Raw genomic sequence first — 21,079 nt, forward strand, 5'->3', positions numbered from 1 at the left:
TCGCGCCACTAGAGCCAGGTGTCCTGGGTGGTGGTGATGAGGAAAGCCTCCAGGTCGTCGCGCCAGTGCGCCGGCGTGGTCTTTTCCGGCTCGATGCCGGTGTAGTCGCCGCGATAGAACAGCAGCGGCCGCGGCTTGACCGCCGGGACCTCTGACAGTGACTCGACGGCACCGAACACCACGAAGTGATCGCCGCCGTCGTGCACCGACGCCACCGTGCAGTCAATGTAGGCCAGCGATCCCTCGATGATCGGTGAGCCTAGTTCCGAAGGGCGCCAATCGATACCGGCGAACTTGTCCGGCTCCTTCGAGCCGAATCGCGCCGAGACGTCTTTCTGCTTTTCGGTCAGTACGTTGACGCAGAACCGGCCGCTGGCCTCGATGGCCTGCCAGGACCGCGACACCTTAGTGGGGCAGAACAGCACCAACGGCGGTTCCAACGACAGCGCCGCGAACGACTGGCACGCAAACCCGACGGGCACGTCGTCGTGCACAGTGGTGATGACAGTGATCCCCGTACAGAACTGACCGAGCACGGAGCGGAACGTGCGTGGATCGATCTGAGCCGACATCGTTTGCTTTCGAGCTAGCCGCGAGCGCCTACGGTGAAATCGTGACCCCATAGGCTGACCGCAGTACTCTCCCGGGCGATCCAGTCCCGATCGTCGACTTGCCTGCCCTCACAACCGAATTCGATGTCGAAGCCACCGGGCGTCTTCATGTAGAACGACAGCATCAGGTCGTTGACATGCCGGCCCAGGGTGGCCGACATCGGCACCTTGCGCCGCAACGCCCGGTCCAGGCACAGGCCCACGTCGTCGGCCTGCTCGACCTCGACCATCAGGTGCACGATGCCGCTGGACGTCGGCATCGGCAGGAAGGCCAACGAGTGGTGACGCGGGTTACAGCCGAAGAAACGCAGCCAGGCTGGCGGCCCGTCGGCGGGCCGCCCTACCATCTGTGGCGGTAGCCGCATCGAGTCACGCAGCCGAAAGCCGAGCACGTCTCGGTAGAAATGCAACGCCTCAGCATCGTCGCGGGTGGACAGCACCACATGGCCCATACCCTGCTCACCGGTGACGAACCTGTGCCCATACGGGCTGACCACTCGGCGGTGTTCCAGCGCGGTACCGTGGAAGACCTCCAGGCAATTGCCGGAAGGGTCGGCAAACCGGATCATCTCGTCCACCCGGCGATCGGCCAGCTCGGCGGCGGTGGCCTCTTTGTACGGCGTGCCCTCCAAATCCAGGCGGTTCCGGATTTCCTGCAGGCCTTCGGCATTCGCGCATTCCCAACCGGCCTCCAACAGCCTGTCGTGCTCACCGGGCACGACCACCAGCCGGGCCGGAAAGTCATCCATCCGCAGATACAGGGCCCCTTCTGGGGCCCCTTTGCCCTCGACCATGCCCAGGACCTTCAGTCCATACTCCCGCCAGGCAGCCATGTCAGTGGCCTCGATGCGCAGATAGCCCAGCGACCGGATGCTCATCTGCCACCTCCCAGAAATTCAATCGTCAGCTTGTTGAACTCGTCGAACTTCTCCACCTGCACCCAATGCCCACACTGCCCGAATACGTGCAGCTGCGCACGCGGAATCGTTTTCAACGCAACCAGCGCGCCGTCCAGCGGGTTGACCCGGTCCTCACGACCCCAGATCAGCAACACCGGCTGGCGCAGCCGATACACCTCGCGCCACATCATGCCGGCCTCGAAGTCGGCTCCGGCGAACGACTTTCCCATCGCCCGTGTTGCCGTCAACGACTCCGGGGTGCTGGCCAGCGCAAACCGCTGATCCACCAACTCGGGGGTGATCAGGTTCTTGTCGTAGACCATGACCCGCAGGAACGCCTCGAGGTTCTCCCGGGTGGGCGCAACGGAGAACTTCGACAGCCGTTTGACTCCCTCGGTCGGGTCGGGCGCAAACAGGTTGATACTCAGGCCCCCCGGGCCCATCAGCACTAACCGTCCTGCCCGGGCCGGGTAGTCCAGCGCAAACCGGACCGCGGTTCCCCCGCCCAACGAGTTGCCCACCAGCGGTACCCGCCCCAGCCCCAGCTGATCGAAGAGCCCCTTCAGCGCCATCGCGGCATAGCGATTGAACTGGCCGTGCTCGGCCCGCTTGTCGGAATGGCCGTAACCGGGCTGGTCGACGGCCAGCACATGAAAGTGCCGCGCCAGCACCGCGATATTACGCGAGAAGTTCGTCCAGCTCGCCGCGCCGGGCCCACCGCCGTGCAGTAGCACCACCGTCTGGTCGTTGCCCACGCCGGCCTCGTGGTAGTGCAGTTTCAGCGGCCCGTCGACGTCCACTTCCGCAAAGCGCGAGGTGGATTCGAACGTCAATTCCTCGGTAGCTGTCATTTCGCCTAGACCAGCTAGACCATGGTGTCGCCGGGCGGCAACCCGAACTCGTGGTTTCCAAAGATCACGTATGCCCGCTCGGGGTCGTTGGCGGCGTGCACCCGACCGGCGTGCGCGTCGCGCCAGAACCGTTGAATCGGAGCCTCATTGGACAACGCGGTGGCACCGGACGCCTCGAACAGCCGGTCGATCGAGGCGATTGAGCGACCGGTGGCGCGCACCTGGTCGCGGCGCGCACGGGCGCGCAGTTCGAACGGAATCTCCTTGCCGGCAGCCAGCAGCGCGTATTCGTCGCTCACATTACCGATCAGTTGGCGCCACGCGGCGTCGATGTCGCTGGCCGCCTCGGCGATACGGACCTTGGCAAACGGGTCGTCTTTGGCCTTTTCCCCGGCGAACGCCGCGCGCACCCGCTTGCCCTGGTGCTCGACGTGCGCGGCGTAGGCACCGTAGGCCATGCCGACAATCGGCGCCGAAATCGTAGTGGGATGCATTGTGCCCCATGGCATTTTATAGACAGGTGCGCTGTTGGTCGCCAGCCCTCCCGCGGTGTGGTCGTTCATCGCCTTGTACGACAAGAACCGGTGCCGGGGCACAAAGACATCCTTGACCACCAGGGTGTTGCTGCCGGTACCACGTAAGCCGACCACGTACCACACGTCCTTGATCTCGTATTCGCTGCGCGGGATCAGGAAACTGCCGAAGTCCACCGGCCGGCCGTCCTTGATGACCGGGCCGCCGACGAACGTCCAGCTGGCATGGTCGCAGCCCGAGGACCAGTTCCACGACCCGTTGACCAGGTAGCCACCGTCGACCACCACGCCCGCCCCCATCGGTGCGTACGAGGACGAGATCCGCGTACTCGGGTCCTCGCCCCAGACCTCCTCTTGGGCCCGTTGGTCGAACAGCGCCAGATGCCAGTTGTGCACGCCGACGATTGAGCTCACCCACCCGGTGGAACCACACACGCTCGCCAGTCGACGCGTCGCCTCGAAGAACAGCGCAGGGTCGCACTGCAGTCCGCCCCACTGCTGCGGCTGCAACAGGGTGAAGAAGCCGACGTCGTCGAGCGCCTTGACGGTCTCGTCGGGCAGCCGCCGCAGATCCTCCGTGGCCTGGGCGCGATCCCGAATCTCCGGCAGCAGATTATCGATGGCAGCCAAGACAGACTGAGCATCACGCTGTTGAATGGACGTCACTTACTTTTGCCTCTCCGGGTTGCGAACTTAGAGAAAGACTAGAACACGTTCCGATTTGTGTCGAGCTAGGTATTCCTGCGGCAGGTAGCGATACCAAATGGGTTTTCTGTAACATGTTCTAGTTATGACGGAAGAGAGGACGGGTCTTGACCGAGGCAATTGGAGACGAGCCACTCGGCGACCACGTCCTTGAACTGCAGATCGCCGAGGTCGTCGACGAAACCGACGAGGCGCGATCGCTGGTCTTCGCGGTGCCCGACGGATCGGACGACCCGGAGATCCCCCCTCGGCGCCTGCGTTACGCCCCCGGCCAATTCTTGACGCTGCGCGTGCCCAGCGAGCGTACCGGTTCGGTGGCGCGCTGCTACTCGTTGTGCAGTTCGCCCTACACCGACGACGCCTTGGCGGTCACGGTCAAACGAACCGCCGACGGGTACGCCTCCAACTGGTTGTGCGATCACGCGCAGGTGGGCATGCGCATCCACGTGCTGGCCCCGTCGGGCAACTTCGTCCCCACAACCCTCGACGCCGATTTCCTCCTGCTGGCAGCGGGTAGCGGCATCACCCCGATCATGTCGATCTGCAAATCGGCGCTTGCCGAGGGCGGTGGACAGGTGACGCTGCTCTACGCCAACCGCGACGACCGCTCGGTCATCTTCGGAGACGCGCTGCGCGAGTTGGCGGCGAAGTATCCCGACCGGCTCACGGTGCTGCACTGGCTAGAGTCGCTGCAGGGGCTGCCGAGCGCGAGCGCGCTGGCCAAGCTCGTCGCGCCCTACACCGACCGGCCGGTGTTCATCTGTGGGCCCGGCCCGTTCATGCAGGCGGCCCGGGACGCCCTGGCGGCGCTGAAAGTGCCCGCCCAACAGGTGCACATCGAGGTGTTCAAGTCGCTGGAATCGGATCCGTTCGCGGCCGTCAAGGTCGACGACAGCGGTGACGAGGCGCCGGCGACCGCGGTGGTGGAACTCGACGGCCAAACCCACACCGTCTCCTGGCCGCGCACCGCCAAGCTGCTCGACGTGCTGCTGGCCGCGGGCCTGGACGCGCCGTTCTCCTGCCGGGAAGGCCACTGCGGTGCGTGTGCGTGCACCCTGCGCGCCGGCAAAGTGAATATGGGAGTCAACGACGTGCTCGAGCAGCAGGATCTCGATGAGGGACTGATTTTGGCCTGTCAATCTCGCCCGGAATCTGATTCGGTGGAAGTGACCTACGACGAGTAGTCCCGGAAGGGAGCGAGATGACGCGGCTGATACCGGGTTGCACGCTCGTCGGGCTGATGCTGACGTTACTGCCCGCGCCCACCTCGGCGGCCGGGAGCAACACCGCCACCACCCTGTTCCCGGTCGACGAGGTCACCCAGCTGGAGACGCACACCTTCCTCGATTGCCACCCCAACGGCAGCTGCGACTTCGTCGCTGGAGCAAATCTGCGCACACCCGACGGCCCGACGGGCTTTCCGCCCGGGCTGTGGGCGCGCCAAACCACCGAGATCCGTTCGACGAACCGGTTGGCCTATCTGGACGCGCACGCCACCAGCCAGTTCGAACGGGTAATGAAGGCGGGCGGATCCGACGTGATCACCACCGTCTACTTCGGCGAGGGTCCGCCGGACAAATACCAGACCACCGGGGTCATCGACTCGACCAATTGGTCGACCGGTCAACCGATGACCGACGTCAACGTCATCGTGTGTACACACATGCAGGTGGTCTACCCGGGGGTCAACCTCACCTCGCCCAGCACCTGCGCGCAAGCCAACTTTTCCTAGCTAGGACTCGTCCTGGTACTCGCTGAGCCGGTAAATCAACGCGGCAGACCCAGCAGCCGTTCGGCGGCCACCGTCAACAGGATCTGCTCGGTACCGCCGGCTATCGTCAGGCACCGGGTGTTGAGGAAGTCGTACACCGCGCGGTTCTCGACGAGCCCGCCCCCGTCGGACACCTCCATCAGGTATTCGGCCAGCGCCTGTCGGTAGCGCACGCCGATCAGTTTGCGGACGCTGGATTGCGCCCCCGGATCCTGGCCGCCGACGGCCAACTCGGCGATCCGCCGGTCCAACAGCGCACCGGCCTGAGCCAGCAGGATCAGCCTGCCCAGCCGATCTTGCTGCGCGACATCGAGTTCCATGTCACCCAAGACCTTGAGCAGCTCTTCCATCGGGTTGCCCAGCGCGGTCCCGGTGGCCATCGCGACCCGCTCGTTGGCTAGCGTGGTGCGCGCCAGCCGCCAGCCGTCGTTCACGGCGCCGACGACCATCTCGTCGGGGACGAACACATTGTCCAGGAAGACCTCGTTGAACAGCGAGTCGCCGGTGATCTCGCGCAGCGGTCGGATCTCAATTCCCGGTGTGGTCATGTCCACCAGGAAGTAGGTAATGCCCTTGTGCTTCGGAGCATCCGGGTCGGTGCGCGCCAGGCACACCCCCCACCGAGCCTTGTGAGCCGCCGACGTCCACACCTTCTGTCCGGTGAGCAGCCAGCCGCCGTCAGCCCGCACCGCCTTGGTACGCAGCGACGCCAGGTCCGAACCGGCCCCCGGCTCGGAAAATAGCTGACACCAAAGGAATTCACCGCGCATGGTGGCCGGGACGAAACGTTCGATCTGTTCCGGCGTGCCGTGTTCAAGGATGGTCGGCGCCGCCCACCAGCCGATCACCAGGTCCGGGCGCTCAACCTTGGCCGCGGCCAGTTCCTGATCGATCAGCAGTTGCTCGGCCGGGGACGCGCCGCGCCCGTACGGCGCCGGCCAGTGCGGCGCCAGCAGGCCGGTGTCCGCCAGCGCCACCTGACGTTTCTCCTCGGGCAACGCGGCCACCTCGGCGACCGCCGCCGCGATCTCCGGTCGCAGGCCGGCCACCTCGGCCAGGTCGACGCCCAAGCGACGACGGACACCGGCCTGGGTCAGCGCCGTAACCCGACGCAGCCAGCGCCCGGATCCACCGAGGAACCCACCGATTCCGTGGGCCCGGCGCAGATACAAATGCGCGTCGTGCTCCCAGGTGCAGCCGATACCACCGAGCACCTGGATACAGTCCTTGGCGTTGGCTTTGGCGGCGTCGATGCCGATGCTCGCGGCCACCGCCGCGGCGATCGAAAGTTGGGTGCCATCGGAATCGGCTGCGGCGCGGGCCGCATCGGCGGCGGCCACATCGGCCTGCTCGGCACGGCACAACATCTGAGCACACAGGTGCTTGACAGCCTGGAAGCTGCCGATCGGCTTGCCGAATTGCTCCCGCACCTTGGCGTAGGCAACCGCGGTATCGAGCGTCCATCGAGCCACCCCGGCCGCCTCGGCCGCCAGCACGGTAGCGGCCAGGTCTTCCACCCGCTCCCCCGACACCTCCAGAACGGTGACCGGTGCCGATGTCAGCACCATCCGGGCCAGCGGCAGCGAAAAGTCGGTGGCCCGCAGCGGCTCCACTACGACCTCGTCGCAAGCAGTGTCCACCAGCAGCCAATTCCCGTCGGCCGGCAACAGCACGACGCCGCCGGGCGCGCCACCAAGCACTCGGCCGACGGTGCCCGACGCGGTCGACGTCTTCGGGTCGACCTGCACGCCACCGTCGATAGCCACCCCGGCGAACCGTTCACCCGACGCTAGCGCGCTGCGCAGCTTGGGATCGGAGACAACCAAAGTGGCCACCGCGGTGGTCGCGACCGGCCCCGGTACCAACGCCCTGGCCGCCTCGTCGACCATCGCACACAGGTCCTCGATGCTGCCGCCAGCTCCGCCACAATCCTCTGGGACGGCGACACCGAAGAGGCCCAGGCCCGCCAGCCCGGCGAACACCGGCCGCCATGCGTCCGCATTTCCTTCTTCGAAGCCGTATTCCATGTCGCGGACCGCCGCAGTCGCGGCCGCACCTGAGGCCGCGGTGCGGGCCCAGCCGCGCACCAACTCACGAGCCGCGGATTGTTCGTCGGTGACGGTCGCTACCACCTGCAGACCTCCGCGTCGACAATTTCACATAGCAATGGAGCGTTCTTGCCCACTAGAACGTGTTCTAATAGTGCTAACGATCAACCGTCAAGTCGAAGGCAATAACTCCAGCACATGTCGTCGTCTCGGCTGTCGGGAGGTGGGAAATCTACACACAGCATGCGTATCGTTTGCAAACGAACCGCCCGGAAGAGGAGCTGCCCGCTACATGTCGTCAGCGAACACGAACACCAGTAGCGCTCCCGACGCACCACCTCGCGCGGTCATGAAAGTGGCGGTACTTGCCGAGTCCGAGCTCGGATCGGAGGCACAGCGGGAGCGCCGCAAGCGCATCTTGGACGCCACCATGGCTATCGCGTCCAAAGGCGGCTATGAGGCGGTGCAGATGCGCGCCGTCGCCGACCGCGCCGACGTCGCGGTTGGCACGCTGTACCGGTACTTCCCGTCGAAGGTGCATCTGCTGGTGTCGGCGCTGGGTCGGGAATTCAGCCGCATCGACGCGAAAACCGACCGCTCCGCGGTCGCCGGGGCCACCCCCTTCCAGCGGCTGAACTTTATGGTCGGCAAGCTCAACCGCGCGATGCAACGCAATCCGCTACTCACCGAGGCCATGACACGTGCCTACGTGTTCGCCGACGCCTCGGCGGCCAGCGAGGTCGACCAGGTCGAAAAGCTCATCGACAGTATGTTCGCGCGTGCAATGGCCAACGGCGAACCAACCGAGGACCAGTACCACATAGCGCGGGTGATCTCGGACGTGTGGTTGTCGAACCTGCTCGCGTGGCTTACCCGACGAGCCTCGGCTACCGACGTCAGCAAGCGGCTGGACCTGGCCGTGCGGCTGCTGATCGGCGATCAAGACAGCGCCTAGAAGACTTACGCCGGCGGACCCGCGGTGCGGCCCCGGACCAGCTCGGTATCGAGCACCTCGATGACGGGCAGTCCGGACCGCGGCGGCTTCAGCAATAGCTCGCCCGCCCGGTGCCCCTTGTGCAGACTCGGCTGCGCGACCGTGGTCAGCCCCCGGCTCAGCGCCTCTGGCACTCCGTCAAACCCTGTGACGGTCATCTGCCCGGGCACGTAAATCCCGTGCGCCCGAAGGTAATCCATAGCTGAGAGCGCCAAGATGTCCGCTGTGCACATCAGCGCGGTCAGCCGCGGATTGGCCTGCAGAGCCACCTTGGCGGCAGTGCCGCCGGACGTCGGCAAATGCTCGTAGCTTTCCACCACGGTCAGCGAGTCCGGGTCGACGCCGGCGGCCGTCATCGCCTCCCATACGCCGACGATGCGTTCGCGCTGTACGTCGAAGGTCGGCGACCGCAGCCGCTCGGCGTCCACCAAGTCTTGCCGCCGATCCCGTCCCAGCCGCATGGTCAGCAGGCCGAGCTCGCGATGCCCCAACCCGAGTACGTAGCCGGCAAGCTCACGCATCGCCGCCCGGTCGTCGATGCCGACCCGGGACACTCCGGAGAGGTCTTTGGGCTGGTCGACCACCACCACCGGCAGCCGCCGCTGCAGCACGACCTGCAGGTAGGGATCGTCGTCGCCTACCGAATACACCACGAAGCCGTCCACCCCAGCGCCGAGCACGGCAGCTGTGCCGTCCGCAAGGCTCCGACTGGAGCCGACGGAAACCAGCTGCAGGCCCTGCCCCAGCTCTTCGCACGACTGCGCCACTCCCGCAACAAAATCCCGCGCGGCCGGGTCGCTGAAGAAATAGGTCAGCGGTTCGGCCATCACCAAACCGACCGCACCGGCTTTGCGGGTCCGCAACGATCGCGCCACCGGATCCGGTCCGGCATAGCCCAGTCGCTTGGCCGTGGCAAGCACTCGTTCACGTAGATCGGCGGAGAGCTGATCCGGTCGGTTAAAAGCATTCGAGACAGTGGTGCGGGACACCTTGAGCTCGGCTGCTAACGACGCCAGAGTCGCCCGCCTCCGCGGTGTGGGACTCACGTTCGGTGAGGGTACAGCGGACCCTCGAGCACGCAATATCGTGGGCCGGCTGGCAACCGTCGGTTTCGACGTTGGTGACGACCCCTCGTTCATGAATCGTTCTTGAGCTCCCCGTTTTGCTGGATGCCCAGGCACCGCCGGTACTGCTGCGCTTAAGCTTGTCGCACATGGTGCCGGCAGGGAGGAACAGTGGGCAAGCAGCTAGCCGCGCTCGCCGCGCTGGTCGGTGCGTGCATGCTCGCAGCCGGATGCACCAACGTGGTCGACGGGACCGCCGTGGCTGCCGACAAATCCGGACCACTGCATCAGGATCCGATACCGGTTTCAGCGCTTGAAGGGCTGCTTCTCGACTTGAGCCAGATCAATGCCGCGCTGGGTGCGACATCGATGAAGGTGTGGTTCAACGCCAAGGCAATGTGGGACTGGAGCAAGAGCGTGGCCGACAAGAATTGCCTGGCTATCGACGGTCCAGCACAGGAAAAGGTCTATGCCGGCACCGGGTGGACCGCTATGCGCGGCCAACGGCTGGATGACAGCATCGATGACTCCAAGAAACGCGACCACTACGCCATTCAAGCGGTCGTCGGCTTCCCGACCGCACATGATGCCGAGGAGTTCTACAGCTCCTCGGTGCAAAGCTGGAGCAGCTGCTCGAACCGCCGGTTTGTCGAAGTCACCCCCGGACAGGACGACGCCGCCTGGACTGTGGCTGACGTTGTCAACGACAACGGCATGCTCAGTAGCTCGCAGGTTCAGGAAGGCGGCGACGGATGGACCTGCCAGCGTGCCCTGACTGCGCGCAACAACGTCACTATCGACATTGTCACGTGCGCCTATAGCCAACCGGATTTGGTGGCGATTGGCATCGCTAACCAAATCGCGGCCAAGGTTGCTAAGCAGTAGGCATGGCCGACGGTCCCCTTGCCATCACGGCGAAATCGGTTTACATACATGGCTATTCGGTAGATACGGCAGAGATTCCAACAGCTGTGCGTGGCCACCCGAATGCCGCGGGAACCGCGATCAAGGACCGCCGCTGATGCGGCCGAAACTTGGGCGTCCCAATATCGCGCGGTATTCCAACAGGTTTAGCGTGCCTACCGCCAGATCCGATGCTCCGTTGTCGGTGACCTGGATGGGCGTTGCGACGCTGCTGGTCGACGACGGATCGTCGGCCCTGATGACTGATGGCTACTTTTCCCGGCCCGGCCTGGCACGGGTGGCGGCGGGTAAAGTGTCGCCGTCAGCGGAGCGGGTCGACGGTTGCCTTGCCCGGGCCAATGTCTCCCGGCTGACGGCCGTTATCCCGGTGCACACTCACATCGACCACGCGATGGATTCCGCGCTGGTCGCCGACCGTACCGGAGCCCAGCTGGTCGGGGGGGAGTCGGCGGCCAATGTCGGGCGCGGATACGGGTTGCCTGAGGAGTCTCTTGTCGTCGCCGTCCCAGGTGAACCAATCCAGTTGGGCGCCTTCGACGTGACGTTGGTGGAGTCGCATCACTGCCCACCCGACCGGTTTCCCGGTGTGATCAGCGCACCACTGACACCGCCGGTGAAGGCGTCGGCCTACCGCTGCGGTGAGGCGTGGTCGACGCTGGTGCACCACCGGCCATCGGGGCGCCGGCTGTTAATCCAGGACAGCGCCGGTTTCGTCAGCGGCGCACTGGCCGGTTACCGCGCCGATGCCGCCTACCTCAGTGTCGGCCAGCTCGGCCTGCAACCGCCGTCATACCTGCTCGAATACTGGACCGAGACCGTGCGCACGGTGGGCGTCCGCCGCGTGATTCTCATCCACTGGGACGACTTTTTTCGGCCGCTGTCAAAGCCGTTGCGGGCCTTGCCATATGCGGCCGACGACCTAGACCTGTCGATCCGCATCCTCGACGAGCTGGCCGCCCAGGACGGCGTCGCGCTGCAGATGCCGACGGTGTGGCGCCGCGAGGATCCCTGGATGTGAAGCGCTCTAGCCCTTGACACTTGCTGTTGCGCTGATACTGCTTGCCGTGGTCCTGGGGTTCGCGGTTGCCCGCCCACGCGGCTGGCCGGAGGCAGCGGCGGCGGTTCCGGCAGCGGTCATCCTGTTAGCGATCGGGGCGATCTCGCCCCAGCAGGCGATGGCGCAGGTGTCCGGGCTGGCGCGCGTGGTCGCGTTTCTGGGTGCGGTTCTGGTGCTGGCTAAGCTGTGCGACGACGAAGGCCTGTTCGAGGCAGCCGGCGCGGCCATGGCTCGAGCGAGCGCGGAGTCGCACCGACTGCTACGGCAGGTGTTCGCCGTCTCGGCCGCCATCACCGCGGCGCTCTGCCTGGACGCCACCGTGGTGCTGTTGACCCCGGTGGTGCTGGCGACGGTCCGCCGGCTGCGGACCCCGGTGCGCCCCTATGCCTACGCCACCGCCCACCTAGCCAACGCCGCTTCGCTGCTGCTTCCGGTGTCGAATCTGACCAACCTGCTCGCCTACCACGGTGCCGGCATCTCGTTCACCAAGTTCACGCTGCTGATGGCATTGCCTTGGCTGTCCGCCGTGGCCGCGGTCTATGTGGTCTTCCGCTGGTTTTTCGCCCGGGATCTACGCGTGGTGCCGGACCGGCAGCAACTCAAGCCGGCGCCGCGCCTGCCAATGTTCGTGCTGGTGGTGGTGGCGCTGACACTCGGGGGCTTCGCCGTCGCCGAGTCGGTGGGACTGGCCCCAACGTGGGCGGCGCTGGCTGGCGCCGCAGTGTTGGCGCTGCGAAGTCTGCGGCGTGGACACACTTCGGTGCTGCGGATCGCGCGCGCCGTCAACGTGTCGTTCCTGGTCTTTGTGTTGGCCCTGGGTGTCGTGGTGCACGCGGTCATGCTCAACGGCATGGCCGCCAGGATGTCCGCCGTGCTGCCGACCGGGTCCGGGTTGCCCGCGCTGCTCGGCATCGCCGCGCTGGCCGCCGTGCTGGCCAACGTGGTCAACAACCTGCCCGCGACTCTGGTGTTAGTGCCGCTGGTGGCGGCCGGCGGGCCGGCGGCCGTGCTGGCCGTGCTACTCGGGGTCAACATCGGACCCAACCTGACCTATGCCGGTTCGCTGTCTAACCTGCTGTGGCGGGGCGTGCTGCGCCGGCACAACGTCGACGCCAGCGTCGGCGAGTACACCCGACTGGGACTGTGCACCGTGCCTGCGGCCCTGGCGATGGCGGTGCTCGCGCTGTGGGCCAGCGCCCAGGTTCTGGGGATCTAGCCGCAAGGGCGCGAGCAGACGCAGAATCGCATGATTTGAGCTCAAATCATGCGATTCTGCGTCTGCTCGCGAGGCTCGCGTGGCCGCCGGCGCTGGCGGGCGATCTCGGCGAGCACCACCCCAGCGGCCACCGAGGCGTTCAGTGATTCGGCCTGAGCGGCCATCGGGATGGACACCACCTCGTCACAGTTCTGCCTTACCAACCGGGACAACCCCTTGCCTTCCGACCCAACGACCACCACCAACGAGTCAGTGCCATCTACATCGTCGAGCGCGGTGCCGCCACCGGCGTCCAGTCCGATCACCCGCACTCCACGATCGGCCCAGCCCTTCAGCGTCCTGGTGAGATTGGTGGCCCGGGCCACCGGAATCCGGGCCGCCGCCCCGGCGCTGGTGCGCCACGCCACCGCGGTCACCGACGCAGAACGGCGTTGCGGAATCAGCACCCCATGGCCACCGAACGCGGCCACCGACCGCACGATCGCACCGAGGTTGCGCGGGTCGGAAAGGTTGTCCAAAGCGACCAGCAGCGCAGGCGGTTGGTCGAGGGCGGCGGCCAGCAGGTCATCGGGATGGGCGTAGTTGTACGGTGGCACCTGTAGCGCGATGCCTTGATGGAGGTGGTTGGCGGTCATCCGATCCAGGTCGGCACGTAGCAGCTCGACGATCGCAATCCCTGAATCAGCCGCCCGCGCAACGCATTCAGTCAGTCGCTCGTCGGCCTCGGTACCAAGGGCGACGTATAGCGCGGTGGCCGGAACACCCGCGCGCAGGCATTCCAGCACTGGGTTGCGACCCAACACCGTCTCGGTCTCGTCCGCGCGCTTGACCGGGCGGCGTGGCTGTGCACGTGCCCGCTTGGCGGCGGGATGGTGGGGACGCAGGTGCGCCGGCGGGGTAGGCCCGCGCCCTTCCAGCCCACGGCGTCGCTGACCGCCCGAGCCGACGCCTGCGCCTTTCTTGGTACCGGATTTGCGGACCGCACCCCGCCGCCGAGAGTTACCGGGCATCTACTTGGTGTCACCACCCAGCAGCGACCACTGTGGCCCGTCGGCGGTGTCGGTGACCTCGATGCCGGCTCTCTTCAGCCGACCCCGGATCTCGTCGGCGAGCGCCCAGTTGCGCTGCTCGCGGGCCTTTTCCCGATTCTGTAGTTCAGCCTGGACCAGCACATCGACGGCGGCCAGCGCTGCCGAGGTTTCGTCTCGGGATTCCCAGCGCTGGTCGAGCGGGTCACAGCCCAGGATGCCCATCATCGCCCGAATCGCGCTAGCGCTTCGCAAGGCCCCGTCGTGGTCGCCGGCATCGAGTGCCCGGTTGCCTTCCGCCCGCACGTGGTGAATCTCGGCGAGCGCGATCGGAACGGACAGGTCGTCGTCGAGCGCTTCGGCGAACCGTGGGGTCGGATCGCCGGGGCAGACGGCGCCCACCCGGGTGCGAACGCGGTGCAGGAAGTCCTCTAGCCCGACATAGGCTTTCACCGCATCCTGCATAGCGGTCTCGGAGAACTCGAGCATCGACCGGTAGTGCGCGCTGCCCAGGTAATAACGCAGCTCAGCCGGCCGCACCCGCTGCAACATCGCCGGCATGGACAACACGTTGCCCAGCGACTTGCTCATCTTCTCCCCGCCCATCGTCACCCAGCCATTGTGCAGCCAGTAGCGGGCGAACCCATCACCGGCGGCGCGGCTCTGGGCGATTTCGTTCTCATGATGCGGGAAGACTAAATCCATTCCACCGCAATGGATATCGAATTCCGGCCCGAGATAGCTGCGAGCCATTGCCGAGCATTCCAGATGCCAGCCCGGACGCCCGCGGCCCCACGGCGTCGGCCACGACGGTTCACCCGGCTTTTCGCCCTTCCACAAAGTGAAGTCGCGCTGGTCCCGCTTGCCGGCAGCCACACCTTCGCCCTGATGGACGTCATCGATCTTGTGACCGGATAACTGGCCGTACTCCGGGTAGCTCAGAACGTCGAAGTAAACGTCACCGCCACCGGTATACGCGTGGCCGGCCTGGATCAGGCGCTCGATCATCTCGATCATCTGGGTGATATGCCCGGTGGCGCGCGGCTCCGCGGACGGCGGCAAGACGTCCAGAGCGTCGTAGGCCGCGGTGAAGGCACGCTCGTGGGTAGCCGCCCACTCCCACCACGGCCGGCCCGCCGCGGCGGCCTTGGCCAGGATCTTGTCTTCGATGTCGGTCACGTTGCGGATAAACGCGACGTCGTAGCCACGCGCGAGCAACCATCGGCGCAGGATGTCGAAGGCGACCCCGCTGCGGACATGCCCGATATGCGGTAGGCCCTGCACCGTGGCACCGCACAGGTAGATCGAGACGTGTCCAGGTCGCAACGGGACGAAATCCCGCACGACACCGGCGGCAGTGTCGTGTAGCCGCAAGCGAGCCCGATCGGTCACGACGTGCCAGCTTACCTGCCCAATTGCTGCAACCTGCGGCGCGCGCGTCCGGACCAGGAGTGCGCTACCGCAACGAAACCACCAATGCCGTAGCGATTGCGGCCAAGCCCTCGCCGCGGCCAGTGAGGCCCAGCCCGTCGGTGGTGGTAGCCGACACCGACACCGGCGCGTTGAGCAGACGTGACAGCACCGCCTGCGCCTCGAGCCGGCGCCAACCGATCTTCGGTCGGTTGCCGATCACCTGCACCACAGCGTTGCCGACCCGATAGCCATGCTGGGTGATCAGGACGACGACATGGCGCAACATGTCGGCACCACTGACACCCTGCCAACGGGGATCGTCGACGCCGAACACCTCGCCAATGTCGCCTAGCCCCGCGGCCGACAGCACCGCGTCGCACAGCGCATGAACGGCCACGTCACCGTCGGAGTGGCCCGCGCAACCGTCGGCGCTCGGGAACAACAACCCTACCAGCCAGCACGGACGTCCGGGTTCGATCGGATGCACATCGGTCCCCAAACCAACGCGGGGCAGCTGATTCACCCGCGCACTATAGCTTGGGCCAGCAACAGATCCAGTTTGGTGGTGATCTTGAACGCCAGCGGATCGCCGTCGACCACCTGCACCTGGCCGCCGATATGCTCGACCAGCGACGCGTCATCGGTGTACTCGGCGGCTGGAAGGTCTAGGGAGCCGCGCTGATATGACCGCAGCAGCAGGTCGGTAGTGAACCCTTGTGGGGTCTGCACGGCCCGCAGCCCGGCTCGTTCCGGCGTGCCCAGGACCACCCCGTTGGCATCCACGGCCTTGATGGTGTCAGAAAGCGGCAGTACGGGAACGACGGCGGCATAACCGTCCCGCAACGCCTCGACCACCCGGGCGACCAGGGCCGGTGGTGTCAGTGCCCGCGCGGCATCATGCACAAGCACAAACTCCGGCTCCGCGGTCCCGGACAGCACTGTCAGCGCCAGGTTCACGGTGTCAGTGCGATTCGACCCACCCGCCACAATCATCGCCCTGTGGCCGAGGATCTGCCTCGCCTCGTCCGTACGGTCGGCGGGCACGGCCACAACAACGGTGTCAACTACCCCCGAATCCAGCAGGCCATCGACGGCCCGCTCAATGAGAGTCTGCCCGTCGAGCTGGTAAAACGCCTTGGGCACACCGACGGCCAACCGCTCCCCCGACCCCGCAGCCGGGACGATCGCAACTACTTCGCCCGCTTCCCTGACCACTAGAGCCTCAGGGCGGTCAAGACGCGGCGGCTAAAACCTCGTCAAGGATGGTCTCGGCTTTGGCGTCATCGGTGCTCTCAGCCAACGCCAACTCGCCGACCAGAATCTGCCGGGCCTTGGCCAGCATGCGCTTCTCACCGGCCGACAAGCCACGCTCCTGGTCGCGACGCCACAAATCGCGCACTACCTCGGCCACCTTGTTCACATCGCCGGATGCGAGTTTCTCGAGGTTCGCCTTGTAACGACGTGACCAGTTCGTCGGCTCCTCGGTGTGCGGGGCACGCAACACCTGGAAAACCTTGTCCAGGCCTTCCTGCCCGACGACATCGCGAACACCGACGTATTCGGCGTTTTCAGCGGGAACTCGTACTGTCAGGTCGCCCTGCGCAACTTTCAAGACGAGATACTCTTTTTGTTCCCCTTTGATGGTCCGGGTTTCGATCGCCTCGACTAACGCAGCACCGTGGTGTGGATAGACAACGGTGTCTCCGACCTTGAAAATCATCTGATTTGAGCCCCTTTCGTTACTCCATGCTAACACGGGGCCCTAACGGGCGCCGAACAACGGTGCAGGTCAGGGGCATAGCGCGGGAAGATTGGGGGTTGACAGACGGGCCTAGAAGTGCATCGCCGAATCTGGGACGCCCCTGAGAACGGGGTGCCCGGGCTACCGCGCCGGTCCGGTCGACGCCGCGGTCCCCACCGCTACCGTCGGCGGCACCTAACTACTACTGTGCATAGTCGAGCCGCAGGCACCATGCCGCGCCAAGGCCGAGCAGGAGGCATCCGAGTGAACCGCTGCAACATCCGCCTGCGTCTTGCCGGGATGACCACCTGGGTGGCGAGCATCGCCCTGCTGGCCGCCGCACTGAGCGGTTGCGGGGCCGGTCAGATCTCCCAGACAGCGAACCAGAAGCCGGCCGTCAACGGCAATCGGCTCACCATCAACAACGTGTTGCTGCGCGACATCCGCATCCAGGCCGTCCAAACCAGCGATTTCATCCAGCCAGGCAAAGCGGTGGATCTGGTGCTGGTAGCCGTCAACCAATCACCCGACGTTTCGGACCGGCTGGTGGGCATCACCAGTGATATCGGCTCGGTGACGGTGGCCGGCGACGCTCGACTGCCCGCATCCGGGATGCTTTTTGTCGGGACGCCGGACGGCCAGATCGTGGCGCCGGGGCCCTTGCCATCCAATCAAGCGGCCAAGGCGACCGTTAACTTGACCAAGCCGATCGCAAACGGCCTCACCTACAACTTCACCTTCAAGTTCGAGAAGGCCGGTCAGGGCAGCGTAATGGTGCCGATCTCGGCCGGATTGGCTACGCCGCACGAATAGGCGCCGCATCGTCGCCAGACGAGCGACTCGCTCGGGTTGTCACACCCCCCCGATACGGTCACGGCGTGGCCAACGCTCGTTCGCAGTACCGCTGTTCGGAATGCCGCCATGTCAGCGCGAAGTGGGTGGGACGCTGCCTGGAGTGCGGCCGCTGGGGCACCGTAGACGAGGTGGCGGTGCTCAGTGCCGTCGGTGGCACCAGGCGCCGTTCGGTGGCGCCGGCGTCGGGCGCCGTTCCGATCAGTGCCGTCGACGCGCATCGGACCCGACCCTGCCCAACCGGCATCGACGAACTGGACCGGGTGCTAGGTGGCGGTATCGTTCCCGGTTCGGTGACACTGCTGGCCGGCGATCCCGGAGTGGGTAAGTCGACGCTGTTGCTCGAGGTCGCGCACCGCTGGGCCCAGTCCGGACGGCGCGCGCTCTATGTCTCTGGTGAGGAATCCGCCGGTCAGATCCGGCTGCGTGCCGACCGGATCGGCTGCGGCACGGAGGTCGAGGAGATCTACCTCGCCGCACAGTCCGACGTGCACACCGTGCTCGACCAGATCGAGACGGTGCAGCCGGCACTGGTCATCGTCGACTCGGTGCAGACCATGTCCACCAGCGAGGCCGACGGCGTCACCGGCGGGGTCACGCAGGTCCGTGCGGTTACGGCTGCCCTGACCGCTGCCGCCAAGGCCAACGAGGTCGCATTGATTCTCGTCGGCCACGTCACGAAGGACGGGGCCATAGCCGGACCGCGTTCGCTAGAGCACCTCGTCGACGTTGTGCTGCATTTTGAAGGGGACCGCAACGGTGCGCTGCGGATGGTCCGCGGGGTCAAGAACCGATTCGGCGCCGCCGATGAAGTCGGATGTTTCCTCCTGCACGACAACGGAATTGACGGTATCGTCGACCCGTCGAACCTGTTCCTGGACCAGCGGCCGACACCCGTCGCCGGTACCGCGATCACCGTGACGCTGGACGGAAAACGGCCGCTCGTCGGGGAAGTCCAGGCATTGCTGGCCACACCGTGCGGCGGCTCGCCGAGGCGGGCCGTCAGCGGGATCCACCAGGCCCGCGCTGCGATGATCGCTGCTGTGCTGGAAAAGCACGCACGGCTGGCGATCGCCGTTAACGACATCTACCTGTCCACCGTGGGCGGCATGCGGTTGACCGAGCCGTCGGCGGATCTGGCGGTCGCCATCGCGCTCGCCTCGGCCTATGCAAATCTGCCGCTGCCCACCACTGCCGTCATGATCGGCGAGGTAGGTCTGGCCGGCGACATCCGGCGGGTCAACGGGATGGCGCGGCGCCTTAGCGAAGCCGCCCGCCAAGGGTTCACCATCGCCTTGGTCCCGCCCAGTGACGATCCGGTGCCGCCCGGTATGCACGCGCTGCGCGCATCCACCATCGTCGCGGCGCTGCAGTACATGGTCGACATTGCCGACCACCGCGGCACCACCCTCGCAACCCCGCCCTCACATTCCGGGACTGGACACGTCCCACTAGGGCGCGGTACATAGCAGAATGCACGCTGTGACTCGTCCGACCCTGCGTGAGGCTGTCGCCCGCCTAGCCCCGGGCACTGGGCTGCGGGACGGCCTGGAGCGTATCCTGCGCGGCCGCACTGGTGCCCTGATCGTGCTGGGCCATGACGAGAATGTCGAGGCCATCTGCGATGGTGGCTTCTCCCTCGATGTCCGCTATGCAGCAACCCGGCTACGCGAGCTGTGCAAGATGGACGGCGCCGTGGTGCTGTCCACCGACGGCAGCCGCATCGTGCGGGCCAACGTGCAACTGGTACCGGATCCGTCGATCCCCACCGACGAATCGGGGACCCGGCACCGCTCGGCCGAGCGGGCCGCGATCCAGACCGGTTACCCGGTGATCTCAGTGAGCCACTCGATGAACATCGTGACCGTCTACGTCCGCGGGGAACGTCACGTATTGACCGACTCGGCAACCATCCTGTCGCGGGCCAACCAGGCCATCGCAACCCTGGAGCGGTACAAAACCAGGCTCGACGAGGTCAGCCGGCAACTGTCCAGGGCAGAAATCGAGGACTTCGTCACGCTGCGCGATGTGATGACGGTGGTGCAACGCCTCGAGCTGGTCCGGCGAATCGGGCTGGTGATCGACTACGACGTGGTCGAACTCGGCACTGATGGTCGTCAGCTGCGGCTGCAGCTCGACGAGTTGCTCGGCGGCAACGACACCGCCCGGGAATTGATCGTGCGCGATTACCACGCCAACCCGGAACCACCGTCCACGGGGCAAATCAATGCCACCCTGGACGAACTGGACGCCCTGTCGGACGGCGACCTCCTCGATTTCACCGCGCTGGCAAAGGTTTTCGGATATCCGACGACCACGGAAGCGCAGGATTCGACGCTGAGCCCGCGTGGCTACCGCGCGATGGCCGGTATCCCCCGGCTCCAGTTCGCCCATGCCGACCTGCTGGTCCGGGCGTTCGGAACGTTGCAGGGTCTGCTGGCGGCCAGCGCCGGCGATCTGCAATCAGTGGACGGCATCGGCGCCATGTGGGCCCGTCATGTGCGCGAGGGGTTGTCACAGCTGGCGGAATCGACCATCAGCGATCAATAATTATCCGCCTTGCGCGGGAGACTCCGGCGGAGGCGCCTGCGCTGGACCCGGAGCGGGTACCGGCCCGGGCGGCGGCGGCGGCTGATTCAGGATGAACGGAACCGGCAGCGAGCGCAGATTGCCCAGTTGTACCACGAGATTGTAGGTGCCCGGCCCGATCGCCGGCCGCGGCAATGGGCAGCGCGGCGCCGATCCCATCCCGGTCCAGGTCACCGCGGTCGTTACCTGCTCACCGGGGGAAAACGTCTTGACCAGCGTCTCATTCGAGGGCGCGCAGTCCAGGTTGGACCACAACCGCTTGTTGTCCAGCGAGTAAACGTAGGCGGCCAACACCGCGGCCCCAACGTCGCGTTTACAGGACACCAGGCCGATGTTGGTGACCACCATGGTGAACTTCGGCTGGTCGCCGACGTAGTACTGCGGCGCGTTGGTCAAACCTTTGACGGCCAGCGTCGAATCGGGGCAATCGTCCCCTTCCTTGAGCACCGGCGGCGGCTGCACCGCGGCGGTGGGCGTGGGTGTCTCGGGGTTTTGGCCCTGCGGCGGGGCCGCGGCGGCGTTACCTTCGGTTTGCCCGGCCGGCTGGGGTGCTTGGGGTGCCGGCGAGCCCGGATGGCTCTGGGCGGAGGCCGGCTTGTCGGCGCTGACCGGTTTGGCACCGGCGCTGCTGTCGACGAAGGCGATGACGATGGCCACCGCGATCCCGACTACGACGACCGCGATGCCCAGGGCCAGCCCCCTGCGCCGCCAGTAGATCTCGGTAGGTAGCGGGCCACGCGGTTCCAGATCCAGCACGATTACACCGTAGGGCCAGGTCACGCA

21 protein-coding genes are annotated in these 21,079 nt (G+C 66.0%); 9 read left to right on the forward strand and 12 right to left on the reverse strand.

The annotated features are described in order from the left end of the window. Positions 1–8: 8 nt before the first annotated feature. Genes hsaB through hsaA form a run of 4 tightly spaced genes read right to left on the reverse strand, consistent with a single transcriptional unit; the run spans position 9 to position 3,560 of the window. Positions 9–572 (reverse strand): flavin-dependent monooxygenase reductase subunit HsaB, encoded by a 564-nt coding sequence (gene hsaB, locus Rv3567c; protein ID NP_218084.1) that lies wholly within the window; start codon positions 570–572, stop codon positions 9–11. Positions 573–586: 14 nt separating this feature from the next. Then, positions 587–1,489 (reverse strand): extradiol dioxygenase, encoded by a 903-nt coding sequence (gene hsaC, locus Rv3568c; RefSeq protein ID NP_218085.1) that lies wholly within the window; start codon positions 1,487–1,489, stop codon positions 587–589. Continuing rightward, positions 1,486–2,361: a 4,5-9,10-diseco-3-hydroxy-5,9,17-trioxoandrosta-1(10),2-diene-4-oate hydrolase gene (gene hsaD, locus Rv3569c; protein NP_218086.1), complete on the reverse strand. Its 876-nt coding sequence runs from the start codon at positions 2,359–2,361 to the stop codon at positions 1,486–1,488. The genes hsaC and hsaD overlap by 4 nt, the downstream gene beginning before the upstream one ends. Before the next feature lie 14 nt (positions 2,362–2,375). Then, positions 2,376–3,560, reverse strand: coding sequence for a flavin-dependent monooxygenase oxygenase subunit HsaA (gene hsaA, locus Rv3570c; protein NP_218087.1), 1,185 nt, complete (start codon positions 3,558–3,560; stop codon positions 2,376–2,378). Between the two features lie 146 nt (positions 3,561–3,706). On the opposite strand from hsaA, the gene kshB reads away from it, so the two are divergent. Further along, the gene (kshB, locus tag Rv3571; RefSeq protein ID NP_218088.1) at positions 3,707–4,783 is read left to right on the forward strand and encodes a 3-ketosteroid-9-alpha-hydroxylase reductase subunit; all 1,077 of its coding nucleotides are present in this window, start codon (positions 3,707–3,709) and stop codon (positions 4,781–4,783) included. A 17-nt stretch (positions 4,784–4,800) separates the two neighbouring features. After that, positions 4,801–5,331: a hypothetical protein gene (locus tag Rv3572; RefSeq protein NP_218089.1), complete on the forward strand. Its 531-nt coding sequence runs from the start codon at positions 4,801–4,803 to the stop codon at positions 5,329–5,331. 35 nt (positions 5,332–5,366) lie between these two features. Here the strand turns inward: Rv3572 and fadE34 are convergent, their stop codons facing one another. After that, positions 5,367–7,502, reverse strand: coding sequence for an acyl-CoA dehydrogenase FadE34 (gene fadE34, locus Rv3573c; protein ID NP_218090.1), 2,136 nt, complete (start codon positions 7,500–7,502; stop codon positions 5,367–5,369). A gap of 271 nt (positions 7,503–7,773) precedes the next feature. On the opposite strand from fadE34, the gene kstR reads away from it, so the two are divergent. After that, complete coding sequence (gene kstR / locus Rv3574; protein NP_218091.3) at positions 7,774–8,373, forward strand: HTH-type transcriptional regulator KstR; 600 nt, start codon at positions 7,774–7,776, stop codon at positions 8,371–8,373. 5 nt (positions 8,374–8,378) lie between these two features. Here kstR and Rv3575c read toward each other — a convergent pair whose 3' ends face one another. Then, positions 8,379–9,458, reverse strand: coding sequence for a LacI family transcriptional regulator (locus Rv3575c; protein ID NP_218092.1), 1,080 nt, complete (start codon positions 9,456–9,458; stop codon positions 8,379–8,381). A 189-nt stretch (positions 9,459–9,647) separates the two neighbouring features. On the opposite strand from Rv3575c, the gene lppH reads away from it, so the two are divergent. From lppH to arsB2, 3 genes are all read left to right on the forward strand, one after another. Further along, on the forward strand, positions 9,648–10,361 hold the full coding sequence (gene lppH, locus Rv3576) for a lipoprotein LppH (protein ID YP_177991.1): 714 nt from the start codon (positions 9,648–9,650) through the stop codon (positions 10,359–10,361). Between the two features lie 190 nt (positions 10,362–10,551). Beyond that, positions 10,552–11,418, forward strand: coding sequence for a hypothetical protein (locus Rv3577; RefSeq protein NP_218094.1), 867 nt, complete (start codon positions 10,552–10,554; stop codon positions 11,416–11,418). Positions 11,419–11,431: 13 nt separating this feature from the next. Further along, positions 11,432–12,673, forward strand: a complete 1,242-nt coding sequence (gene arsB2 / locus Rv3578; protein ID NP_218095.1) for an arsenic transport integral membrane protein ArsB — start codon at positions 11,432–11,434, stop codon at positions 12,671–12,673. A 41-nt stretch (positions 12,674–12,714) separates the two neighbouring features. Here arsB2 and Rv3579c read toward each other — a convergent pair whose 3' ends face one another. The 5 genes from Rv3579c to Rv3583c form a co-directional block, all read right to left on the reverse strand. Further along, complete coding sequence (locus tag Rv3579c) at positions 12,715–13,683, reverse strand: 23S rRNA (guanosine(2251)-2'-O)-methyltransferase RlmB (protein NP_218096.1); 969 nt, start codon at positions 13,681–13,683, stop codon at positions 12,715–12,717. Further along, positions 13,684–15,093 (reverse strand): cysteine--tRNA ligase, encoded by a 1,410-nt coding sequence (gene cysS1 / locus Rv3580c; protein YP_177992.1) that lies wholly within the window; start codon positions 15,091–15,093, stop codon positions 13,684–13,686. It lies immediately after the preceding gene. Positions 15,094–15,157: 64 nt separating this feature from the next. Continuing rightward, positions 15,158–15,637, reverse strand: a complete 480-nt coding sequence (gene ispF, locus Rv3581c; RefSeq protein NP_218098.1) for a 2C-methyl-D-erythritol 2,4-cyclodiphosphate synthase — start codon at positions 15,635–15,637, stop codon at positions 15,158–15,160. Continuing rightward, a complete protein-coding gene (ispD, locus tag Rv3582c) occupies positions 15,634–16,329 on the reverse strand; it encodes a 2-C-methyl-D-erythritol 4-phosphate cytidylyltransferase (protein NP_218099.1) in 696 nt (231 codons plus the stop codon). The genes ispF and ispD overlap by 4 nt, the downstream gene beginning before the upstream one ends. A gap of 16 nt (positions 16,330–16,345) precedes the next feature. After that, positions 16,346–16,834, reverse strand: a complete 489-nt coding sequence (locus tag Rv3583c; protein ID NP_218100.1) for an RNA polymerase-binding transcription factor CarD — start codon at positions 16,832–16,834, stop codon at positions 16,346–16,348. A 285-nt stretch (positions 16,835–17,119) separates the two neighbouring features. Between Rv3583c and lpqE the strand changes: the two genes are divergently transcribed. From lpqE to Rv3586, 3 genes are all read left to right on the forward strand, one after another. After that, a complete protein-coding gene (gene lpqE, locus Rv3584; protein NP_218101.1) occupies positions 17,120–17,668 on the forward strand; it encodes a lipoprotein LpqE in 549 nt (182 codons plus the stop codon). Positions 17,669–17,733: 65 nt separating this feature from the next. Continuing rightward, complete coding sequence (gene radA / locus Rv3585) at positions 17,734–19,176, forward strand: DNA repair protein RadA (protein ID NP_218102.1); 1,443 nt, start codon at positions 17,734–17,736, stop codon at positions 19,174–19,176. 4 nt (positions 19,177–19,180) lie between these two features. After that, entirely contained in the window at positions 19,181–20,257 is a 1,077-nt protein-coding gene (locus Rv3586; protein NP_218103.1) for a DNA integrity scanning protein DisA, read from the forward strand. Here Rv3586 and Rv3587c read toward each other — a convergent pair whose 3' ends face one another. Then, positions 20,258–21,052, reverse strand: coding sequence for a membrane protein (locus tag Rv3587c; RefSeq protein ID NP_218104.1), 795 nt, complete (start codon positions 21,050–21,052; stop codon positions 20,258–20,260). Between the last annotated feature and the right edge of the window lie 27 nt (positions 21,053–21,079).

Origin of the sequence: Mycobacterium tuberculosis H37Rv, assembly GCF_000195955.2 — a bacterium.
GTDB lineage: Bacteria > Actinomycetota > Actinomycetes > Mycobacteriales > Mycobacteriaceae > Mycobacterium > Mycobacterium tuberculosis.